Below are 21,610 nucleotides of genomic sequence, written 5' to 3' on the forward strand. Positions count from 1 at the left end.
CCGCCTCTATCGCGGAGTTGTGAAGGCGTTGTTCAATGAGCCAACGCCCACAGGACAACAGCCGCCGGGCCATCGGCCGTTCTGTTTCAATGCCCGAACGCGAGCGGCGGCGCCAACCGGTCGCGCCGCAGCCAGCGCGCCAGCAGCAGCGCGGCCACCACGGCCAGCCCCGTCGACAGGCCGATCCAGATGCCGACGCCATGCAGGCCGAAATGGAAGGCGAGCAGCACGCCGAGCGGCAGGCCGACGCCCCAATAGCCGATCGCGGCATAGATCATCGGCACCTTGGTGTCATGCAGGCCGCGCAGCATGCCGGCGGCCACCGCCTGGGCGCCGTCGAAGACCTGGAACAGCGCCGCGAAGACCAGGAACGACACGGCAAGTTCGATCACCCTGGCATTGGCCGGATTGCCCAGATCGATGAAGGCGCTGATCAGCGGATGCGGCCACAGGATCATCACCAGCCCCATCAGCGCCATGAACGAGACGCCGATGACAAAGGCGGTCCAGCCGGCGCGCGAGACGCCTTCCGGATTGCCGGCGCCGTGCGCAAGGCCGACGCGCACCGTCACCGCCTGGTTGAGGCCGAGCGGCACCATGAAGGAGATCGAGGCGATCTGGATGGCGATCGCGTGCGCGGCCAGCGAATCCGCGTCGATCAGGCCCATCAGCAGGGCCGCCGCATTGAAGATCGTCACCTCGAAGGCGAGGATGCCGGCAATCGGCAGGCCGAGCCGCAACAGGCCCTTGAAGCGCGGCCAGTCGGCGCGCCAGAAACGTCCGAACAGACGGTAGCGGCGGAACTTCTTCTCCAGCATCACCACGGCAGCCATGCCGATGAACATCAGCATTGAGGACAGCGAGGTGGCAAGGCCCGACCCGGCAATGCCCATTGCCGGCACGCCGAGATTGCCGAACATGAACACCCAGTTGAAGAAGACGTTGCAGGCGACGGCGACGAAGACGATGACCAGCGCCCAGCCCGGCCGTTCCAGCGCCGAGATGAACGAGCGCAGCACGATATAGAAGTAGAAGGGCAGCACCGCCCATTCGAGCCAGCGCAGATAGATGCCGGCCTGATGCGCCAGAACCGGGTTCTGGCCCATGGCCAATAGAATGCCCTCGCCGTGCCAAAGCACGAGCCAGATCGGGATCGAGATCAGGATCGCCAGCCACAGGCCCTGGCGCACGGTGCGGCGCAGGTCGCGCACCGAATAGCGGCGGCGGCCAAGCTCGGTGGCGATCATCGGCGAGGTCGCCAGCATCAGGCCGAGGCCGAAGATCAGCGGCATGAAATAGAGGTTGGCGCCAAGCGCGCCGCTGGCCAGCGTATCCGGACCCAGACGACCCATCATCATGACGTCGGTGGCCGTCATCGCGGTCTGGCCGAGATTGGTCAGCACCATCGGCCAAGCGAGCGCCAGCGTCGCCCTGATTTCCTGACGCCAAAGATTTTCCGGCGCGCGAGCGCCGGCTTCTATCGCAGACATTGTTCCGCTCTTTCCAGCTACGGCACATCGGCCAGAGCCGGAAGCCGCATTTCAAACGGCAAAACCTTCGGTTTCGCGGCGTTTGCGTCAGCTTCTGGACGAAACGCGACATGAAGGCAAGAGAGGAGGGACGGGAACGGATTGAGCCAGCGACCGGCCACGATGCTCTAGCGGATCGCGTCCAGCATCCGCCGCTGGCGGTGCATTTCGAGGAAAACCTTGTAGTCGCGCTCGAAACGCCCTGATGATTTCGGGTTCGACGGGCGTGTCCGGCCGCCCTGCTGCATGGCAAGACAGGCCGCGTTGAGGTCGGGAAACAGCCCGGCCGCGGTGGCGGCGATCATGCCGGTGCCGAGCAGCACCGCCTCGTCGGCCAGCGGCTCGATCACCGTGCAGCCGGTGGCGTCGGCGTAGAGTTCCATCAGCAGCGGGTTCTTGGTGTGGCCGCCGGTGACGTGCAGCGTGTCGATCAGATAGCCGTTCTCGTTCAGCGCCTCCAGCACGTGGCGCACGCCGAGCGCGATGCCGACGGCGGTGCGCCAGTAGAGCTTGCACAGGCTGTCGAAGGAGGAGTCCAGCGTCAGCCCGCTGACGACGCCGACGGCATGCGGATCGGCGAGCGGTGAGCGGTTGCCGTGAAAGTCGGGCAGCACATGCAGCCTTGCGGCGAGGTTGTCGCCCTCGGTGGCGCGCAGCTCGGCGACACGCCTGGCGATCTTCGCATGCATGGCGGCATCCGGCTCGCCGCCGGCGCCGTGCCAGCGGATGATGTGGTCGAGCAGGGCGCCGGTCGCCGACTGGCCGCCTTCCGACAGCCACAGCCTGGGCAGCGCCGCGCCGTAATACGGCCCCCAGACGCCGGCGAAAGGCTGCGGATCCGGTGACATCGCCATGACGCAGCTCGACGTGCCGGCGATCAGCGCCAAATGCCGGCCGATGTCCTGTTCGTCGCCGGCAAAGCCGCCGAGCACGCCAAGCGCGCCGGCATAGGCATCGATGACGCCGGAGCCCACCCGGCATTTCTCGCTCAGCCCAAGCTCGGCCGCCGCTTGCGCCGTCAATCGCCCGATATCGGTGCCGACCGGGCTGGCCCTCTCCGGCAGGTTGCCGTGCTCGAAAAGATCGCCGAGGCCGACGAGTTCGAAGAAATCGCGCCGCCAGCCTGTGTCCTCATGTGCCAGATAGGTCCATTTGGCGGTCAGCGTGCATTGCGAGCGGGCCAGCGAACCCGTCGCTTGCCAGGTCAGGAAATCGGTCAGGTCGAATAAATAGCCGGCTTCATTCCACGTCTCCGGCAAATTGCGCTTCAGCCACATCAGTTTCGGCGTCGCCATTTCCGGCGACATGACGCCGCCGATGTAATTCAGCACGGCGTGGCCGCTTGCCGTGCATTCGTCGGCCTCGGCGATGGCGCGGTGGTCGAGCCAGACGACGGTGTCCCAGCGCTTGTCGCCCGTGACCGAGACACTGAGCTGGCTGCCTTGCCGGTCGCGCACCACCAGCGAACAGGTGGCATCGAAGGAGATGCCGACAATGTCCTCAGGCTCGACACCGGCTTTTTCGCGGGCAGCGCGCACGGCGGTGCAGACGGCCGACCAGATATCGCGCGAATCATGCTCGGCGTGATCGGGCTTCGGCTGGTTCATGGCGATCGGCCGCTCGGCGCGGCCGAGCAAGGTGCCACTGGTGTCGAGAATGCCCGCGCGAGCGCTCCCGGTGCCGACATCGACCGCGCAAACGAACTGTTTCGTCAAGATGCTCTGTCTCTCGCTCCCAAGCCTGCAATCAGATCGGGCAATTGCAGCATGTCAGCGAATATAAAGTCCGGTTCACTCGACGCAAGCCGCGCTTTCAAGGCGGGATTGCCGGCATGCGATCCGCCGGTGAAGGCGAGCACGCGCATCCCTGCCGCCCGCGCAGCAGCGATGCCGGCCGGGCTGTCCTCGATGACGAGGCATTTGCGCGGATGGGCCCGCATGCTGGCGGCGGCATGCAGGAACAGATCCGGCGCCGGCTTTCCCTTGGCCACCATGGTGGCACTGAACAGATGCGGCTCCATCAGCCCAAGCAATCCGGTGACGTCGAGCGCGTAGCGGATGCGGTCGAGCGTGCCTGAGGACGCGACACAGTACGGCAGCCCAAGCTTGGGCAGCATCTTCCTGACGCCGGCGATCGGCTTCAGCTCCTCGCGGAATTTGCGCATCAATTCGACGCGCATCTCGGTCAGGTGCAGGTCGGTGATATCGAGCCCGAAGTCGCGGCCGAGGATCTCGCGCACGCTTTTCATGCTCTTGCCGAGGAAATGCTCGTAGGCGGCGTCCTCACTGACGCTGCCGCCGGCAAGTTTGACCATGCCAAGCAGCGCCGAGACGGAGAGCGCCTCGCTGTCGACCAGCACGCCATCACAGTCGAAGATGACCAGCTCAGGCGTCATGATGGAGAATGGCTCTCAGAGCTTGCCGGCGAGGTAGCGAGTCAGCGTCGCGCGCGCGCCATTCGCCCACAGCACGTTGAGCGCATGGGCAAAGGCCTCGACAAACGCCGCTGCGCGGCCGACATCGCCATAGATGTCCTCCATGGCAAGCCAGGCGGCGGGAGCATCCTTTGCCGCCTTTGCCGTCGCTTGCAGCCGGTCCCAGCTCGGATCGTTGGGCTCGATGACGGCACCGCTGTCGGTCGTACCGAAGCAATAGCGGCACCAGAGCGCTGATTCCAGCGCCAGGCCGACGACGCTTTTCCCGGCCTTCAGCCGGTCGGCGATGGTCGGGATGATGAATTTCGGCTGGCGGTTGGAGCCGTCGAGGCAGAGCCGGCGCACCGTGTCGCCGATCTTGGGATTGGAGAAGCGGCTCTCGATGAGCTGGTAATAGTCTTCCAGGACCGTGTCCGGCACCGGCGGCACGGTCGGGATGATTTCGTCCCGTTCGAGCTTGGCCAGAAACCCGCTCACCAGCGGCTCCTGCATCGCCTCATGGACGAAATGGATGTCCATCAGCCCGGCCGGATAAGCGATGGTGGCGTGGCCGCCATTGAGGATGCGGATCTTCATCAATTCGTAGGGCGCAACGTCTTTGACGAACTGCACGCCGACCTTTTCCAGTGGCGGCCGGCCGCCGGTGAAATGGTCCTCCAGCACCCACTGCCGGAACGGCTCGCAGAACACCGGCCAGTTGTCCTCAAGGCCAAAATCCTTGGCGAGAATGCCGCGTTCGCGATCGGTGGTCGCCGGCGTGATGCGATCGACCATGCCGTTCGGAAAGGCGACATGCTCGCTGGCCCAGTTCGCCAGATCCTCGTCGATCAAACGGGCCAGGCCGATGACCCCGTCCGAGGTGACATGGCCGTTGTGGGGGATGTTGTCGCACGACATCACCGTGAACGGCACGGTACCCTCGTCGCGGCGGCGCACCAGCCCGGCAAGGATGATGCCGAACACCGTCTTCGGCGTCGCGCCGGGCTGCGCATCGGCGACGATGTCGGGATGGGTCGGGTTGAACACGCCGGAGGCCGGGTCGATGAAATAGCCGCCTTCGGTGATGGTCAGCGAAACGATCTTGATGGCCGGGTCGGCCAGCTGTTCGATGATGCCGGCCGCATCGCCGGGCATCAGGAAGTCGATCATGGCGCCGGTGACGCGTGCGCTCATATGGCCGCTGTCCTGCTCGACCACGGTGGTCAGCCAATCCTGCTCTTCCAGTTTGCCGCGACCGATCTTTTCACCGTCGAACACGCCGGCGCCGATCAGCGCCCAGTCATGGCCGATGCCCGCATTGAACAAATCGTCGAGATAGACGGCCTGATGCGAGCGGTGAAAATTGCCAACGCCGAAATGCACGATGCCGGCCTTCAATGTTGCGCGGTCATACTTCGGACCGGCGACCTCAGTGGGCAGCTTGGAGAGGTTTGAGGACGAGAGTTTCACGGTCATCTGTTTTACCCTTTGGCCGGATTTCGGCCTTCGTTACGCTCCTCTCCCGGTCGGGGAGAGGATAAGGGGTGGCACTTGCTACGCGCCCGCTGATGTCGGCCTCTGCTCCTCGCGGAGGTACGAGGAGCAGAGGCCGTCCCCCGCCCTCAACTCATCCACTGGCCGCCGTCGACATTGTAGGTCTGGGCGACGACGTATTCGGCGTCGGCGCTGGCGAGAAAAACCGCCATGCCGGTAAGGTCCTGCGCCGTGCCCATGCGGCCATAGGGCACCGCCTCGCCGACCAGTTTCTTCTTCTCGCCCCTCGGCCGGTTTTCATATTTGGCGAACAGCGAATCGACGTGATCCCAGTGCTCGCCGTCGACCACGCCAGGGGCAATCGCGTTGACGTTGATGCGGTGCTTGATGAGGTCGAGCCCCGCCGACTGGGTCAGCGAGATGACGGCGGCCTTGGTGGCGCAGTAGACGCCGACCAGCGCCTCGCCGCGGCGTCCGGCCTGGCTCGCCATGTTGATGATCCTGCCGCCCCGGCCAGCGGCGATCATCGAGCGGGCGGCAGCCTGCAGCATGAACAGCGTGCCGGCGACATTGACGGAAAACAATTTGTCGTAGCTTGCCTTGGTGATCTCGACGATCGGCGCCAGGTCGAACAGGGCGGCGTTGTTGATCAGGATATCCAGGCCACCGGTCTTCGTCTCGACGGCTTTCACCGCCGCTTCGATCGAGGCGAGGTCGGTGACGTCGAGCTTGACCGCATAGGCCTTGCCGCCGATCTCGGCGGCTGTCTTCTGCGCCGCCTCGAGATTGATGTCGGCGATGGCGACGGTTGCGCCTTCGCCGGCATAGGCTTCGGCGAAGGCTCTGCCGATGCCGCGGGCCGAACCCGTGATCAGCGCGGATTTGCTGGCCAGTCTCATGCTCACATCGCCTTTCCGTCGGCGCCGAAGCGGTGCAGCTTGGCCTTGTCCGCTGTCAGATAGATGGTGTCGCCGTGACGGACGGCGAGTTCGCCGTCGGCGCGCACCGTCAGCGGACCGACGCCATCGGACTGGACGTGCAGGAAGGTGTCGGAGCCGAGATGTTCGGCGACGCCGACAGTGGCTTTCCATTCGCCCGCCGTGGTCGAGATCTCCAGGTGCTCAGGACGGATGCCGATGGTCTTGGCGCCGTTTTTGGCAGCCGGCGCGCCTTCTATCAGATTCATCTTCGGCGAGCCGATGAAGCCGGCGACGAACAGGTTCTTCGGCGTCTTGTAGAGCTCCATCGGCGAGCCGACCTGCTCGATGTTGCCGGCGTTCAGCACGACGATCTTGTCGGCCATGGTCATGGCTTCGACCTGGTCATGGGTAACGTAGATCATGGTCGTCTTGAGCTGATGGTGCAGCTCGCTGATCTCCAGCCGCATCGTGCCGCGCAGTGCCGCATCGAGGTTGGACAGCGGTTCGTCGAACAGGAAGGCGGTCGGCTGACGCACGATGGCGCGGCCGATGGCGACGCGCTGGCGCTGGCCGCCGGAAAGCTGGCCGGGCCGGCGTTCGAGATAGTTGGTCAAGTTGAGCACGCGCGCCGCGTCTCCCACCTTCCTGTCGATCGTCGCCTTGTCCTCGCCGGCCATCTTCAGCGGGAAGCCGATGTTCTTGGCCACCGTCATGTGCGGATAGAGCGCATAGGACTGGAACACCATGGCCAGCTTGCGCTTGGCCGGTGCCTCGCCGGTGACGTCGCGGCCGTCGATGTTGATGGAGCCGCCGCTGGTATCCTCAAGCCCGGCGATCAGCCGCAGCAGCGTTGACTTGCCGCAACCCGACGGGCCGACGAAGACGACGAACTCGCCATTCTCGATCACCAGGTCGAGACCGGGGATGATGGACGTCGCTCCGAAGGATTTGGAGACGTTCTTGAGCGTGATGTTTCCCATGATTTCCTCCCCGAGGGGTTATTTCTGCCGATTGCTTCGGGCAATTCCGTTACTTCACCGCACCACCAATTATTTGACCGCACCAAATGTCAGGCCGCGCACCAGCTGCTTCTGGCTGAACCAGCCCATGATCAGGATCGGCGCGATGGCCAGTGTCGAGGCGGCCGAAAGCTTGGCCCAGAACAGGCCTTGCGGGCTGGAGAACGAGCTGATGAAGGCGGTCAGCGGTGCGGCTTCCGTCGTCGTCAGCCGGATTGTCCAGAACGCCTCGTTCCAGGCCAGGATGATGTTGAGCAGCATCGTCGAGGCGATGCCCGGCACCGCCATCGGCGTCAGCACATAGACGATCTCGTTCCACAGCGAGGCGCCGTCCATGCGCGCCGCTTCCAGGATCTCGCCCGGTATTTCGCGGAAGTAAGTGTAGAGCATCCACACCACGATCGGCAGGTTGATCAGCATCAGCATGATCATCAGGCCGATGCGGCTGTCGAGCAGTCCGGTATCGCGGAAGATCAAGTAGATCGGGAACAGCACCGCGACCGCGGGCATCATCTTGGTGGACAGCATCCACATCAAGATGTCCTTGGTCCGCTTGGTCGGCGAGAAGGCCATCGACCATGCCGCCGGTATGGCGACCAGCAGGGCCAGGATGGTCGAGCCGACCGAGAGCAGAACCGAGTTGAAGAAGAACTTGAAGTAGCCGCTTTGCGCCTGAACCTCGGCATAGCTCTCGAACGTTCCCGACGGGATGATGCTGAAGCCCTGGATGGCTTCCTGCTCCGACTTGAACGAGGTGATGATCGTGTAGAGGATCGGGAAGAAGATCAGCAGGGCGACGATCCAGGCGGCAATTGTCGCAATCGTCTTGTGCTGGGTGGTGACTGAGCGTGCCATCGTAGCCTCCCTTACTTGTCCAGGTTCTTGCCGACCGCGCGCATGGCGAAGAAGGCAACGATGTTAGCGAGAATGACGGCGATCACGCCGCCGGCGGATGCCTGGCCGATTTTGAACTCCAGCAACGCCTTCTGGTAGACGAGGAAGGGCAGGTTGGTGGAGGCGTATCCCGGGCCGCCATTGGTGGTGACGAGGATCTCGGCATAGACGGAGAGGAGGAAGATCGTCTGGATCAGGATGACGACCGTGATGGCGCGCGACATGTGCGGCAGCGTCAGATAGATGAAGCGGCTGATGAAGCCGGCGCCGTCCATCTCGGCGGCTTCCTTCTGCTCACCGTCGAGCGACTGCAACGCGGTCAAGAGAATGAGCGTCGCGAAAGGCAGCCATTGCCAGGCGACGATGATGATGATCGCCAGCATCGGATGCTGCCCGAACCAGTCGATCGGCTGGGCCCCGAAGAAGCGGGCTATATCGGCGAACACCCCGTATTGCGGGTGCATGATCATGTTCTTCCAGACCAGTGCGGCCACCGGCGGCATGACGAAGAACGGTGAGATGACGAGAATGCGCACGATGCCCTGGCCCCACATCGGCTGGTCGATCAGCAGCGCCAGAAGGATGCCGCCGATCACCGTGATCAGGAGCACGCTGACCACCAAGGTGAGCGTGTTGAGGATCGATTGCAGGAAGGCCGGGTTGGAATAGAACAGCGCGTAGTTCGAGAAGCCGACGAAGCCGTCGCGGATCGGATTGAGCGGGTTGTACTGCTGGAAGGAGAACCAGATGGTGATGACCAGCGGCACAATCATCCAGACGAACAGCAGCACCACGGATGGCGCCATCATGAAACGGGCAAGCGAACGGGTCTGCTGAGTAGCCATGACGGTCACCCTTCACTGGTCAGACGGAATTTTCAAAAGGCGTTAAAGGCGGCCGCCCGAACTGGGAATTCGGGCGGCCGTTGCCGGTCAGGAGGCGACCGGCATTCGGCACCGGGAGGAGCCTTACTTGATGTATCCGCCTTCGGTCATTGCCGCGGTGGCAGCGTCCTGGGCCTGCTTCAGGGCATCGTCGACACTCGACTGGCCGGCAAGAGCCGCCGAGAAGAGCTGGCCGACAGTGGTGCCAAGACCCTGGAACTCAGGGATGGCGACGAACTGCACGCCGACATAGGGCACCGGCTTGACGGTCGGATGCGTCGGATCGGCGGCGTTGATGGAGTCCAGCGTCATCTTGGCGAACGGAGCCGCCTTCTGGTATTCGGCATTGGCGTAGAGCGAGGAGCGCGTGCCCGGAGGAACGTTGGCCCAGCCTTCCTTCGAAGCGACGAGTTCCGCATAATGCTTGCTGGTCGCCCAGGTGACGAATTTCTGGGCGGCATCGGCCTTCTGCGTGCCGGCGGGGATCGCCAGCGACCATGCCCACAGCCAATTGCCGCGCTTGCCCAGGCCATTGTCGGGTGCCAGCGCATATCCAACCTTGTCAGCGACCTGCGATGCCTTGGGATCGGAGACGAAGGACGCAGCGACGGTGGCGTCGATCCACATGCCGCATTTGCCCTGCTGGAACAGCGCCAGGTTTTCGTTGAAGCCGTTGGAGGAAGCACCCTCGGGGCCGTCGGCCTTCATCAGGTCGACATAGAACTGCAGCGTGTTCTTCCATTCCGGCTGATCGAACTGCGGCTTCCAGTTCTCGTCGAACCAGCGCGCCCCGAAGGAGTTCGACATCGCGGTCAGGAAAGCCATGTTCTCGCCCCAGCCGGCCTTGCCGCGCAGGCACACGCCGTTCACGCCATTGGCGCGATCGGTCATCTTGTCGGCGGCCTGCCTGATGAAGTCCCAGGTGGGCGCGTCGGGCATCTTCAGTCCGGCCTTCTCGATCAGGTCCTTGCGGTACATGACGAAGGAGCTTTCGCCGTAGAAGGGCGCGGCATAGAGCTTGCCGTCGACCGAAAGGCCGCCGGCGATGGCCGGGATGATATCCTTGGCGTCGTAGTCGTCGCCGAGCTTGTCGAGCGGCAGCAGCCAGCTCTGCTTGGCCCAGATCGGAACCTCATAGGTGCCGATGGTCATCACGTCGTACTGGCCGCCCTTGGTGGCGATGTCGGTGGTGACGCGCTCGCGCAGCACGTTTTCTTCGAGCGTAACCCAGTTGAGCTGGATGTCGGGGTTCGCCTTGGTGAAGTCCTCGGTCAGCTTTTGCATGCGGACCATATCGCCATTGTTGACGGTGGCGATGGTGATGGATTCGGCATGTGCGGCGAACGCAAGCGTGCTGGCCGTCAACAAGCCCAGGGTGAGCGTGCGAAGTTTCATCAAATTCCTCCCTTGAACCAAGATGAGCATTTGCCTTGGCTTTGGGCAATTACTCACTTGGCGTGAATTATGTCAAGCCGGATTCGATGCTGCAGCGCAGCACTTGGGCGACACCGCAGGCCGGGACGAGCGAAATTGCCAGGGCGCGGATCGTCCCGGCCGCATACAGTGAGGCAACGGCGGATACATCTGCGAGAACCAGGTGCAGCCCGGAAGCTTGCCGGTCAGCAGGCGATCTCGGCCAGCAGCCAGTCGCGGAAGGCACGGATCTTCGGCACGTTGCGGCGCGCCTCGGGATAGACCAGCCAATAGGCATGGCCGTCGTCGCCAACCAGATCGAAAGGTTGGATCAGGCGCCCGTCCGCGAGTTCCGCCTTGAACAGCGCCCTGGTCAGGATCGCGACGCCATGACCGGCGATCGCCGCATTGGCCTCATAGGCCTGCGCGCCCATGCTGCTGCCGGGCCGCTTGGCAAGATCGTGCGAGTGCACGCCAGCAGCCGAGAACCATTCCGTCCACCAGATGTCGCCGGGATCGAGGATAGGCAGCCGCAAGAGGTCGGCCGGTTCCCTGACGCCGCCGATGGTCGCCGCGAGTTTCGGGCTCAGCATCGGCGTGAAGTCGGCATCGAGCAGCTTGTGCGCTTCCAGGCCCGGCCATTTGCCGCCGCCCGAGCGGATGGCAATATCGGTATCCTCGCGGGCAAAGTCGGTCAGGCGGCTCGACGTTTCGAGCCGCACCGCCAGCGACGGATGGGCGATCTGGAACGACCCCAGCCGGTGCGCGAGCCAGTTCGAGGCGAATGTCAGCACCGTCGTGACGCACAGCAAGCCGTCGGCCCCGCCACGCACCGCGGCATAGGCCTGGCCAAGGATGGCGAAGGCCTCGCTGACCGCAGGTGCCAGGCGCTGCCCGGCCTCGGTTAACACGATCTGCCGCGGCCGGCGTAGGAACAGCGGCGCGCCGACACGCTCCTCCAGCACCTTGATCTGATAGCTGACCGCCGCTTGCGTCATGGCGAGTTCGCCGGCGGCCTTGGTGAAGGAAAGATGCCGCGCCACCGCGTCGAACACCCGGATCGCCTGCAGCGGCGGGAGTGGCGAAACCTGTCGCGAGCCGAGGTCCGGCATAAGGCCTCCTTATGGATCATGATCGATGTTCGATTGGCAAAGACCGCCGGCAAGACCGACATTCCCAGTCAACCCGTCATTCGGGTCCAGGATAGCGAAGGTTGACGATCATGACCATGGCGCAGCAAAAATGCACTCCCGCACCGGATCACCGCTGGTTTTCGTGGCTGACGGATGGATTCGGCTGGTTCGCCACCAAAAAACGGGCACATCTCGATATCAGGGACCTGTCGCCGCATCTGCAGCGCGATCTCGGGTTTCTCGATGGCAACGACCCTTTCGGGCGGCACGGCTAGTGCGGTTGGCCTTATCGCAAACCGGTTGTGGGTCCGGTCAGATGCCAGCCAGCAGGGCGGCGGCGGTCCGTTCATCGGTGATGAGGCCGTTGATCAGCCGCCGGTTCGCGGCCGCTAGGATGCCTGGCAGCTTTCGTTCGCCCATGGCCAGTGCGATGACCAGCGATTTCTCGCGTGACGGTAGCGAAGCCGACGACACCCGGTCGTTGGTGATGCCCTCGATCATGCGGCCCTCCCTATCGAACACCCAGCCGACGATCTCCGCGATGCCGCCGGCCTTCTGCAGCGCCTTCAATTCGCTCTCCGAAATGAAGCCGTCTTCGTAGAGCGGCGCCTTGGGGCCGAGATCGCCGATGCCGATGAAGGTGACGTCGGCTTCCGCCGCCAGCGCCAGCGTCGGCTGGATCATCGGCTGGTTGAGCAGCATCTCGCGCTCCTCCGGCGACGAGGCGATGACCGGCAGCGGCATCGGGAAGGAGCGCGCCTTGACCCTGTCGGCCATGGTGAAGATGACGTTGTAGAAGGCGGCCGAGCCGTCCGGCGAGATGTTGCCGGTCAACGACACCACCTTGTGCTGCGGGCATTCCATTGGCGGCAGCTGCTCGATCGCCGCCTTTAGCGTGCGACCGGTGCCGATCGCCATGACGATCGGGGTCGGAGACCGCAACCGCCGCTCGATCTCGGCGGCAGCCGCCTCGGCGATGCCGATCGTGGTCGAGGACGAATTGGGGTCGCTCGGCACCACCTCGACCAGATCGAGCGCAAAGCGCGATCTCAGCCGTGCCGCCAGATCGAGGCAGTTGGCGATCGGATGGTCGACGCGAACCTTGATCAAGCCCTCCGACACCGCCAGCGATACCAGCCGCTGCGCCGTCTGCCGCGAAATGCCGAGCGTCGAAGCGATCTGGTCCTGTGTGTTGCCGGCAACATAATAAAGCCAGCCGGCGCGCGCCGCATCGTCCAGCCTGTTGCTGCCACCATCCTGCCGGCTATTCAAAGTCCTGCCTCCCGAGACCGCCGGTTGTGAGAGCGGCCCATGCCCCACTTTCGCAGGGAACGGCCAACTGCGCAATTGTCAATCTCGGGAGCAATTGCTTGCTGTTCATCGACGTAAGCACGGCCCAGTTTTTCTTCTCCCACGAAGTCTCTGTCGCCAAAGAGACTTGGCCGCGGTCCCGGCAGGCGGCAGGTTCTTGCGCTCCGAAGGTTTATCTCCCGGCTCAAACCCTTTAAGGGATGGCAAAAAGGAGCCTCACATGATGCCGAAAGCGGTTTTCTGGGACATGGACGGCACGCTGGTCGACAGCGAACCGCTGCACGAAGCAGCCCTGATGGCGGCGATGCGCAATGTCGGCCTTGTCCCGCCGGACGATCTGCATGAGCGCGTGCTCGGCGTTGCCGCCTGGCCGGTCTACGAGATGATGCGCGACGAGTTCGGCCTGGACCTGCCTTTCGACGACTGGATCGTGCGCAAATACGAACACTACCTGCCGCTGGTGGAGAGCTTGAAGCCGCGCCCCGGCGCGATCGAGATATTCAACGAGCTGCGTGCAAGAGGCATCCAGCAGGCCGTGGTCTCGAATTCGGACCGGATGATCGTCGACGCCAATCTGAGCATGGTCGGCCTGATCTACCCCGGCATGAAGACGATCAGCCGCAACGACGTGCGCGAAGGCAAGCCGCATGCCGAGCCGTTCCTGCGCGCCGCGTATCTGGCCGGTGTCGACCCCGCGCACGCCGTGGCGATCGACGACAGCTGGCCGGGCGCCATGGCGGGACTGGCGGCGGGCATGAAGACGATCTTCTGGCCGGAAAAGCCGATGGAGGGCCCGCCCGGCGCCGTCGTCATCAACAGCGCCGAGGAATTGCGGGCTGAACTGGGCCTGTAAGGCAATCAGTTCCGGTAGGCCGGTTCCTGCTCGTCGAGGATCGCCTTCAATTCGCTGAGATGGCGTTCGGCCTGGCCGGGATAGTCGTCCATCTCGCTCGCGGCCTTTTCGGCGATCGCATCTGACAGCGTGCGCAGCGGGCGGCCGGTCCAAAGCGCCTTGATGTAGGTCTCGGCGGCGCGTTCGAAATAGAACATGCGGTTGAAGGCATCGGCGACCGTATCGCCGATGACCAGCACGCCGTGATTGCCCATCACCATCACCTTGACCTTGGGATCGACGAGAAGCTGCGAGCAGCGCTCGCCCTCCTCCTCGAAGGCCAGCCCGCCATAGTGCGCGTCCACGACATGGCGATTGAAGAACATCGCCGAATTCTGGTCGATCGGCGGCAATGTCGAGTCAGCGAGCGATGCCAGCACCGTGGCGTGGATCGAGTGCACATGCATGACACAGCGCGCGTGACGCACATTGCGATGGATGGCGCCATGCAGCCCCCACGCCGTCGGGTCGGGCGCATTGGGGCCGGAGAGCGTTTCTGGATCGTTGGCATCGATCATCAAAAGGTCGCTCGCCTTGATGCGCGAGAAATGCACCTGGTTGGGGTTCATCAGGAATTGTGTGCCGCCATCATTGACGGCCAGCGAGAAATGATTGGCCACAGCCTCGTGCATGTTGAGCCGCGCCGTCCAGCGGAAGGCGCAGGCGAGATCGACGCGCTCCTCATAGTAGGGCAGGTTGGTCAGCGTTTCCTTTTGCAGACGGGCAAGGCTCATCGAAAAATCCTCCGGTTTCGGCAAGAATGCCGTGGCCAGTCGATCCCCGCAACCGGTTTTGGTTGGTGCAGGGATAGCTGTCTCACGCCGCCGTGCTGGCAGCGGCAGCGCCGGCTCGCAGGCCGCCATGCTCGATGATGAAATCGATCACCTCCTGCAGCCCCTTGCCGCGCGACAGGTCGGTGAAGCCGAACGGCCGCTTGCCGCGCATGCGGCCGGCGTCGCTCTCCATGACATCGAGGTTGACGTTCACGTAAGGAGCAAGGTCGCTCTTGTTGATCACCAGGAAATCGGAGCGGGTGATTGCCGGCCCGCCCTTGCGCGGGATCTCCTCGCCCTGGCAAACCGAGATGACATAGAGCGTCAGGTCGGCGAGATCGGGCGAGAAGGTGGCGGCGAGGTTGTCGCCGCCGGATTCGATGAAGACGATGTCGAGATCCGGGAATTTCCTGTTCATCTGCGCGATCGCCTGCAGATTGATCGACGCGTCCTCGCGGATGGCGGTGTGCGGGCAGCCGCCGGTCTCGACACCCATGATGCGGTCCTCGGGCAGCGCCTGCAGCCGCGCCAGCATCATGGCGTCTTCCTTGGTGTAGATGTCGTTGGTGACGACGGCGATGGAAAACTCGTCGCGCAGCGCCTTGCACAGTTTTTCGGTCAGCGTCGTCTTGCCCGAACCGACCGGGCCGCCAATGCCGACGCGCAGCGGACCATTTGTCTGTGTCATGTCGGAAACTCCGTGATGGCGAGGATGGCAAAGCCGAGCCCGATCAACAGGCACAGCGGCGAATAATAGCGGACATCGAGCCGCGCGAAAGGCTGTTCCGGCGTCAGCCGCCGCCACCACGGCGTGAAGCCGGCTATGCCGCGTCCCAGGAACACCAGACCGATGAGCAGCGAGGTGGCGGCGAGCCCCTCCTGGGGGAAGGGCGAGGCAAAGACGCCTATGAGCGCAAGCGGCCACAGCGTCGCCAGGCACAGGCACGCGGCGACGGCGAAACTGGCGAACGGCGTCGGCATCTCATCGACGCCGCGAAAGCCGACGACGGCGCGGGCGCAGGAGGCCGCATCCTGGCCCGGCCAGATGCCGCCAAGGCCCCAATAGGCGTGCAGCGCGGTAATCAGGAGTAGAACGGTCGAAAGCGAGAAGGCGAGAAGGATCATGAACGGAACAATCGCGAATACTGGGTTTCGTGCTTCATCGCCATGACATCGGAAACGAAGGCGCAGCCACCGAGATCGTCGAGTGTCGAGCGCGCGGCGCGGGTCGCGGTCGCCAGGGCCAGTGGCTCGAAGCCGGCCAACAGAGCTGTGGCTTTGCTCTGGCCGACGATGCCAAGCCGGATCGCTGCCTGCACGAGGTTGGAGAAGAAGGTTTGCAGGAAGGCCGACAGCGCGTGCTGAAGCCCGATGCCGTTGCCGCCGGCAATGGCGCCGACGGCGACGCAATAGGCGCATTCAGCCGGCAAGCGCTCCAGCACTGGATTTGGCCAGGCCGCCGCCGCTTTGAGGAAGGCCGCACCCTGCAGCATGGTTTCGGTGTGGCGTTCGCGCGAGCCGGCCAGCGCCTCCGCGAGTGCCGCTACTTCATCGAGATCGCCTGCGTTGCGCGCGCGGCGCCAACTCTCGGCGAACAGCACGGCATCGTTCCAGCCGGAGCCCATCTCGACCAGCGTTTCCAGCCAGCAGGCGAGGCTGTCGGCATCGGCAATCAGCCCGTCATGCACCGCGCGCTCGAGACCATGGCTGTAGGAAAAGCCGCCGACCGGAAAGGCAGGCGACAGCCACGCCATCAGCCGCAGCAGGGCGATGTTCGAAGGCTGGTCAGTCATGATCGTGGCGATGGCCGGCATGACTGTGCGAATGGGAATGCGCTTCGCCATGAGAATGGCTGTGCGCTTCCGCGTGGCTGTGCGCATGCGCATGGCCGTGATCATGGCTTTGCCCATCATGGCCGGAATAGGCACCGCGCACCGGTTTGAACGGTTCGGACACGTCGGTCACGGTGGCGCCCAGCCCCTCCAGCATCGCCTTGATGACATGGTCGCGCAGGATGAGGATGCGCCCGGCCTCGATGCTCGCCGCGAGATGGCGATTGCCGATGTGCCAGGCGAGCTCGGCCAGATGCACGCCGTCGCGGGCGCGGATGTCGTAGACCTCTTCCGGCGCCGCGATGATCTCGATATGGCCGCCATCCTCCAGCACCAGACGGTCGCCATCGTTCAAGGCGACGGGCTCGGGCAGGTCGACCAGCACCTTGCTGCCGTCGGCAAGCTCGATGGCGCGGCGGCGCAGATGGCGTTCGTCATGGGCGAGAATGGCCCGGCCGGACGGTAGGGTGGTTCCGGCATTGCCGGCGGACAGCACGGAGACGGCGCGCGGGAATTTGGTGAAGTCGGTGTTGAGGTTGAGCTTCATTTCATGGATCCTCCATTTGCTTGTGCCCGCACACGCGCAGGCCGCGCCAGCACGCGGTCGAAATAGGCGTTGACGCGTTCGGACTCGATCTCAAACCGGCCGGCACGCGCCCAGCCGCCCATGTCGCCGAGCAGCACGTCGACGGCGGAAAACCGAGCGCCCAGCGCAAACGGTTTGTCGCCCAGCCGCCGCTCCAGCGCCTTCAGCTCCGAGGCAAAATCGTAAGCCGCCGCAGGACCGACATCGACGCGTACGTCCTTCGGCAGCAGGAAGCGATGGCGCAATTTGTTCCACAGCGGCGCTTCAAGCTCGCTCTGCGCAAAATGCATCCAGGAATCCATTTCGGCGCGACCGGCTAGGCCTGGGTTGGCGCTCATGCCCATGTCCGCGTGCTTGTCGGCGAGATAGACGCAAATCGCCGCCGAATCCGTCACCGTCAGTTCGCCATCGATGAGGATCGGCACCTTGCCCGATGGGTTGAGCGCATAGGCTTCCGGTGAGCGCAGCCTGACCTCGACGAATTCATAAGGCTGCCCGAGCTCCTCGAGCATCCAGAGAACGCGGCTGCCCCGGGATCCGCGCGATCCAACGGCCTTGTACATGTCGAACCCTGCCTTTCCCCAACAAGCTAGACCATCGCGTTCGTTCAGACGATGGTGTCGAAGAGCCGCAGGATGAACGATATCTGATAGATGAGCGCCGCCGTCACGAAGGCGATATGGAAGCGGCGGTCGCGCACCAGGATCGCAATGATGCAAAGCGCGACGAAGACCGGCGTGCGGAACAGGTACTCGCTGCCGAAGCGGGCGAAATGCTCCGGCCCCTTCAGCAGCGTGTCGACCACGTCGAGCATATAGGTCGCCGCCAGCAGGCCGAAGAACCACGCCCGGCGCGAATAGAAGAAATCCTCGTAGCTGGTGTAGTCCAGCATCGAATCGGGAAACAAAAGCGCGCACAGCAGGAACAGCGTGATCGCGTAGAAGATGATGAACAGATACTTGCCGAAGGTCCAGGTTTCGATGGCGTAGAGGCCGAACTCCCACCACCAGAAATGCACCAGCATCAGGAGCACCGAGACGACCCAGGCCAGATGCACGGGATAGAGCTTGTATTGGCCGGGATGCTGGACGATCCGCGCCACCCCCGACAGCAGGCGGGCGACGCCAAGCCCGATCACCATGCCCATGACGATGCGGATATGCGGGAAGATGTCGTGGGCGGAAGCGATTTCGGTGGCCATGCTCGATCACAATGCAACTGGTGGTCGGCCGCATATTGCTGCCTCCCACCAAGGGCTGCAACGGATAAGGCTCGCCCGGTCGAATCGCCGCTTCAAAACAGAAAATACCTCTGCGCCATCGGCAGCACCGTCGCCGGTTCGCAGGTGAGCAATTCACCGTCGGCACGGACCTCGTAGGTTTCCGGGTCGACTTCGACATGCGGCGTGGCGTCGTTGAGCACCATCGAATGCTTGCCGATGCCGCCGCGGGTGTTTTCAACGGCGACGAACTGCTTGTCGACGCCAAGCCTGCCGTGCAGGCCTGATTCGAGCGCGGCTTTCGAAACAAAGGTCACCGACGAGTTGGTCCTTGCCTTGCCATAGGCGCCGAACATGGGCCGGTAGTGCATCGGCTGCGGCGTCGGGATCGAGGCGTTGGGGTCGCCCATCGGGGCGGCGGCGATCATGCCGCCGATCAGCACCATGTCCGGCTTGACGCCGAAGAAGGCCGGGTTCCACAGCACCAGGTCGGCGCGTTTGCCCGCCGCGATCGAGCCGATGTCTTTCGACAGTCCATGCGCGATGGCCGGGTTGATCGTGTATTTGGCGATGTAGCGGCGGACGCGGAAATTGTCGTTGTTGCCGGTCTCCTGCGGCAGCGAGCCGCGCTGGCGCTTCATCTTGTCGGCGGTCTGCCAGGTACGGATCGCCACTTCGCCGACGCGGCCCATGGCTTGGCTGTCCGATGAGATGATCGAGAAGGCACCGATGTCGTGCAAAATGTCTTCCGCCGCGATGGTTTCCTTGCGGATGCGGCTTTCGGCAAAGGCGATGTCTTCGGGGATCGACGGCGACAAATGATGGCAGACCATCAGCATGTCGAGATGCTCGGCCAGCGTGTTGACCGTGTAGGGCCGCGTCGGGTTGGTCGAGGACGGGATGACGTTGGGCAGGCCGCAGACCTTGATGATGTCGGGCGCGTGGCCGCCGCCGGCGCCCTCGGTGTGGAAGGCGTGGATGGTGCGGCCCTTGATAGCCGCGACGGTGTTCTCGACAAAGCCGGATTCGTTCAGCGTGTCGGTGTGGATCATCACCTGCACGTCATAGTCGTCGGCGACCGACAGGCAGCAGTCTATCGCCGCCGGCGTCGTGCCCCAGTCCTCGTGCAGCTTCAGCGAGCAGGCGCCGCCCAGCACCATTTCCTCGAGGGCTGCGGGCAGCGAGGCATTGCCCTTGCCCGACAGGCCGATGTTCATCGGGAAGGCATCGAAGGACTGGATCATGCGGGCCATGTGCCATGGCCCCGGCGTACAGGTGGTGGCCAGCGTGCCGTGCGCCGGACCGGTGCCGCCGCCGAGCATAGTGGTGATGCCTGACATCAGCGCCTCTTCGATCTGCTGCGGGCAGATGAAGTGGATATGCGCATCGAAGCCGCCCGCGGTCAGGATCTTGCCCTCGCCGGCGATGATCTCGGTGCCGGGACCAATGATGATGGTGACGCCATCCTGCGTGTCCGGATTGCCGGCCTTGCCGATGGCCGTGATGCGCCCGTCCCTGAGGCCGACGTCGGCCTTGAAGATGCCTGCGCTAGCATCGATCACCAGCGCGTTGGTGATGACGGTATCGACGGCGCCTTGCGCCCTGGAAACCTGGCTCTGGCCCATGCCGTCGCGGATCACCTTGCCGCCGCCGAATTTCACCTCTTCGCCATGGATGGTGAGATCCTTCTCGACCTCGATGAACAGTTCGGTGTCGGCAAGGCGCACTCTGTCGCCGACCGTCGGGCCATACATCTGCGCATAGGCGGCGCGGGTAATTCTGGCCATCAGCGATTGCTCCTGAAATGCGGTTTGCCGAAATGCGGTGGGATTGAAGCGCCGCTGCACACTGCTGCCATCCTATGGTCACGCAATGACCCGCTGGGCGACACCTTCTGATCCCATTTGGCGGTTGAGGTTAGGGGGTCACCCCAGACCGGCCGTTTGCCAATCGATGGAAAGGAAAATCCATGCGCAAAACAATAATTCTTGCCGCCGCTGCCAGCCTGATGCTGGCGGGCGCCGCCAGTGCCCAGCAGCAACCCGCGCCACAGCCCGCTCCGGCGCCGGCAACGCCTGCTCCAGCCACGCCCCAGGCTCAGCCGGCGGTGCCGACGATCCAGAGCGTCAACATCGTCGACATCACCGAGTTGCCGAAGGACACCCAGACGCAGGTCAACCAGGTGATCGCCCAGCGTGGCGATGACGGCCTGAAGAAACTGCGCAGCTCGATCGACGCCACGCCCAAGGTGAAGTCGGCGCTGGAAGCCAAGGGGCTCAGTTCGGCGCAAGTCGTCGCCGCCAGCATGGAACCCAATGGCGCACTGACCCTGATCACCAAGAAGGCGAGCTGACGAGACGGCACGGCGGGCCGGCATCCGGCCTGCCGGCCGCATCGGGAAAGGAACCTTCGCCGGGCGGGATTCGTTTTGTTCTTTTCGCGCTAACCCGCGCCCCGAAACGACTTCTCTCAGGAGCGAGCGATGGCGATCACTTCTTTCTTGACCAGAATGCAGGCAGTCGCCGCCACGGCGTTCTTGGCGGCGGCAGGGTCTGTTGCCGGATTGAAAGCGCAAGGGCTGGAAAGCACGGAGACCGTCAACCGCATCGTCGGCTCGCAGGTCAAGCAGGAAGAGGCCAAGGCCACCGCCGAAGCCCGCAGCGTCAACACGGCGATCGACCGCACGCGTGAAAACATCGGTACGGTGCGCAAGACGTCCAAGCTCGACAAGGTCGACATCGTGTTCCTCACCGACGCCGCGCGCAGCGAAGGCGGCCCGCCGCCGGAGATCGAAAGCAAGGTCAAGCAGCATCAAGACGACATCACGGAGCTGCGCAAGGAGATCGAGGCCAACGCGCTGCTGTTCAACGCCATCGAATCGCGGCGCGTGCAGGCGCAGGATGTCCTCGCCGTCGAATTCGACAATCCCGGAAAGATCGTCATCTACGCCGCGGCCAAGCCATCGAACTGAGCTGAGCGCGCCGGGAGATCTCACAGCTTGCCCATCACCTTCTGCTGAAATCCGTAGACCTCGCGCTTGCCGCCGAGCGGCACCAGCGTGACGTCGCGCTCCTGGCCCGGCTCGAAACGCATGGCCGTGCCCGCGGCAATGTCGAGACGCATGCCCCTGGCACGCTCGCGGTCGAATTTCAGCCCCTCATTGGTCTCGAAGAAATGGTAGTGGCTGCCGACCTGGATCGGCCGGTCGCCGCTGTTGGCGACTTTCAGGGTGACGGTCGGCAGGCCCTTGTTGAGCTCGATGTCGCCGTCCACCGTGATGATCTCACCGGGGATCATG

24 protein-coding genes are annotated in these 21,610 nt (G+C 63.9%); 4 read left to right on the forward strand and 20 right to left on the reverse strand.

Annotated elements, in window-relative coordinates; all coding sequences use genetic code 11:
* Window positions 1–86 precede the first annotated feature (86 nt).
* The 10 genes from NKJ00_RS05305 to gcvA form a co-directional block, all read right to left on the reverse strand.
* Window positions 87–1,490, reverse strand: a complete 1,404-nt coding sequence (locus NKJ00_RS05305) for an MATE family efflux transporter (RefSeq protein ID WP_352629031.1) — start codon at window positions 1,488–1,490, stop codon at window positions 87–89.
* Window positions 1,491–1,657: 167 nt separating this feature from the next.
* Complete coding sequence (locus NKJ00_RS05310) at window positions 1,658–3,244, reverse strand: FGGY-family carbohydrate kinase (protein ID WP_352629033.1); 1,587 nt, start codon at window positions 3,242–3,244, stop codon at window positions 1,658–1,660.
* Window positions 3,241–3,924 carry an HAD family hydrolase gene (locus NKJ00_RS05315; protein WP_023810708.1) on the reverse strand — a complete coding sequence of 228 codons (684 nt, stop codon included), beginning with the start codon at window positions 3,922–3,924 and terminating at the stop codon, window positions 3,241–3,243. Before NKJ00_RS05315 ends, NKJ00_RS05310 begins: the two co-directional genes overlap by 4 nt.
* 15 nt (window positions 3,925–3,939) lie before the next feature.
* A complete protein-coding gene (locus NKJ00_RS05320) occupies window positions 3,940–5,418 on the reverse strand; it encodes a mannitol dehydrogenase family protein (RefSeq protein ID WP_352553106.1) in 1,479 nt (492 codons plus the stop codon).
* A 146-nt stretch (window positions 5,419–5,564) separates the two neighbouring features.
* The gene (locus NKJ00_RS05325; RefSeq protein WP_352629035.1) at window positions 5,565–6,335 is read right to left on the reverse strand and encodes an L-iditol 2-dehydrogenase; all 771 of its coding nucleotides are present in this window, start codon (window positions 6,333–6,335) and stop codon (window positions 5,565–5,567) included.
* A 2-nt stretch (window positions 6,336–6,337) separates the two neighbouring features.
* Window positions 6,338–7,336: an ABC transporter ATP-binding protein gene (locus tag NKJ00_RS05330; protein WP_352553104.1), complete on the reverse strand. Its 999-nt coding sequence runs from the start codon at window positions 7,334–7,336 to the stop codon at window positions 6,338–6,340.
* A gap of 69 nt (window positions 7,337–7,405) precedes the next feature.
* On the reverse strand, window positions 7,406–8,230 hold the full coding sequence (locus NKJ00_RS05335; RefSeq protein WP_352553102.1) for a carbohydrate ABC transporter permease: 825 nt from the start codon (window positions 8,228–8,230) through the stop codon (window positions 7,406–7,408).
* A gap of 11 nt (window positions 8,231–8,241) precedes the next feature.
* The gene (locus NKJ00_RS05340; RefSeq protein ID WP_013528414.1) at window positions 8,242–9,114 is read right to left on the reverse strand and encodes a carbohydrate ABC transporter permease; all 873 of its coding nucleotides are present in this window, start codon (window positions 9,112–9,114) and stop codon (window positions 8,242–8,244) included.
* Window positions 9,115–9,237: 123 nt separating this feature from the next.
* Window positions 9,238–10,548: an ABC transporter substrate-binding protein gene (locus NKJ00_RS05345; RefSeq protein WP_352553100.1), complete on the reverse strand. Its 1,311-nt coding sequence runs from the start codon at window positions 10,546–10,548 to the stop codon at window positions 9,238–9,240.
* Window positions 10,549–10,772: 224 nt separating this feature from the next.
* Window positions 10,773–11,678 (reverse strand): transcriptional regulator GcvA, encoded by a 906-nt coding sequence (gene gcvA, locus NKJ00_RS05350; protein WP_023810703.1) that lies wholly within the window; start codon window positions 11,676–11,678, stop codon window positions 10,773–10,775.
* 110 nt (window positions 11,679–11,788) lie between these two features.
* Between gcvA and NKJ00_RS05355 the strand changes: the two genes are divergently transcribed.
* Window positions 11,789–11,974: a hypothetical protein gene (locus tag NKJ00_RS05355; RefSeq protein WP_023810702.1), complete on the forward strand. Its 186-nt coding sequence runs from the start codon at window positions 11,789–11,791 to the stop codon at window positions 11,972–11,974.
* Window positions 11,975–12,011: 37 nt separating this feature from the next.
* Here the strand turns inward: NKJ00_RS05355 and NKJ00_RS05360 are convergent, their stop codons facing one another.
* Complete coding sequence (locus NKJ00_RS05360) at window positions 12,012–12,971, reverse strand: sugar-binding transcriptional regulator (RefSeq protein ID WP_023810701.1); 960 nt, start codon at window positions 12,969–12,971, stop codon at window positions 12,012–12,014.
* A 259-nt stretch (window positions 12,972–13,230) separates the two neighbouring features.
* Between NKJ00_RS05360 and NKJ00_RS05365 the strand changes: the two genes are divergently transcribed.
* Window positions 13,231–13,863 carry an HAD family hydrolase gene (locus tag NKJ00_RS05365; RefSeq protein WP_352629038.1) on the forward strand — a complete coding sequence of 211 codons (633 nt, stop codon included), beginning with the start codon at window positions 13,231–13,233 and terminating at the stop codon, window positions 13,861–13,863.
* Window positions 13,864–13,868: 5 nt separating this feature from the next.
* On the opposite strand, the gene NKJ00_RS05370 is transcribed toward NKJ00_RS05365, so the two are convergent.
* The 8 genes from NKJ00_RS05370 to ureC form a co-directional block, all read right to left on the reverse strand.
* Entirely contained in the window at window positions 13,869–14,636 is a 768-nt protein-coding gene (locus tag NKJ00_RS05370) for a class II aldolase and adducin N-terminal domain-containing protein (protein ID WP_292338211.1), read from the reverse strand.
* Window positions 14,637–14,718: 82 nt separating this feature from the next.
* The gene (gene ureG, locus NKJ00_RS05375; protein ID WP_013528407.1) at window positions 14,719–15,363 is read right to left on the reverse strand and encodes an urease accessory protein UreG; all 645 of its coding nucleotides are present in this window, start codon (window positions 15,361–15,363) and stop codon (window positions 14,719–14,721) included.
* Window positions 15,360–15,800 carry a DUF3995 domain-containing protein gene (locus NKJ00_RS05380; protein ID WP_023810698.1) on the reverse strand — a complete coding sequence of 147 codons (441 nt, stop codon included), beginning with the start codon at window positions 15,798–15,800 and terminating at the stop codon, window positions 15,360–15,362. Before NKJ00_RS05380 ends, ureG begins: the two co-directional genes overlap by 4 nt.
* The gene (locus NKJ00_RS05385) at window positions 15,797–16,468 is read right to left on the reverse strand and encodes an urease accessory protein UreF (RefSeq protein WP_352629040.1); all 672 of its coding nucleotides are present in this window, start codon (window positions 16,466–16,468) and stop codon (window positions 15,797–15,799) included. The genes NKJ00_RS05380 and NKJ00_RS05385 overlap by 4 nt, the downstream gene beginning before the upstream one ends.
* Complete coding sequence (gene ureE / locus NKJ00_RS05390; RefSeq protein WP_023810696.1) at window positions 16,461–17,054, reverse strand: urease accessory protein UreE; 594 nt, start codon at window positions 17,052–17,054, stop codon at window positions 16,461–16,463. The genes NKJ00_RS05385 and ureE overlap by 8 nt, the downstream gene beginning before the upstream one ends.
* Complete coding sequence (locus tag NKJ00_RS05395; RefSeq protein WP_352629042.1) at window positions 17,051–17,656, reverse strand: glutathione S-transferase family protein; 606 nt, start codon at window positions 17,654–17,656, stop codon at window positions 17,051–17,053. Before NKJ00_RS05395 ends, ureE begins: the two co-directional genes overlap by 4 nt.
* A gap of 44 nt (window positions 17,657–17,700) precedes the next feature.
* Entirely contained in the window at window positions 17,701–18,294 is a 594-nt protein-coding gene (locus NKJ00_RS05400; RefSeq protein ID WP_023810694.1) for a hypothetical protein, read from the reverse strand.
* Between the two features lie 92 nt (window positions 18,295–18,386).
* Window positions 18,387–20,099, reverse strand: coding sequence for an urease subunit alpha (gene ureC / locus NKJ00_RS05405; RefSeq protein ID WP_502896737.1), 1,713 nt, complete (start codon window positions 20,097–20,099; stop codon window positions 18,387–18,389).
* 182 nt (window positions 20,100–20,281) lie between these two features.
* Here ureC and NKJ00_RS05410 point away from each other — a divergent pair, with 182 nt between their 5' ends.
* Together NKJ00_RS05410 and NKJ00_RS05415 are read left to right on the forward strand one after the other, a co-directional pair.
* Window positions 20,282–20,665, forward strand: coding sequence for a hypothetical protein (locus NKJ00_RS05410; protein WP_127289442.1), 384 nt, complete (start codon window positions 20,282–20,284; stop codon window positions 20,663–20,665).
* A 129-nt stretch (window positions 20,666–20,794) separates the two neighbouring features.
* Window positions 20,795–21,283 (forward strand): hypothetical protein, encoded by a 489-nt coding sequence (locus tag NKJ00_RS05415; protein WP_352610984.1) that lies wholly within the window; start codon window positions 20,795–20,797, stop codon window positions 21,281–21,283.
* Between the two features lie 20 nt (window positions 21,284–21,303).
* Here the strand turns inward: NKJ00_RS05415 and NKJ00_RS05420 are convergent, their stop codons facing one another.
* Window positions 21,304–21,609, reverse strand: a complete 306-nt coding sequence (locus tag NKJ00_RS05420) for an urease subunit beta (protein ID WP_352440554.1) — start codon at window positions 21,607–21,609, stop codon at window positions 21,304–21,306.
* Window position 21,610: the final 1 nt, after the last annotated feature.

The sequence above is a fragment of the Mesorhizobium sp. M0227 genome, assembly GCF_040321855.1.
Lineage (GTDB): Bacteria > Pseudomonadota > Alphaproteobacteria > Rhizobiales > Rhizobiaceae > Mesorhizobium.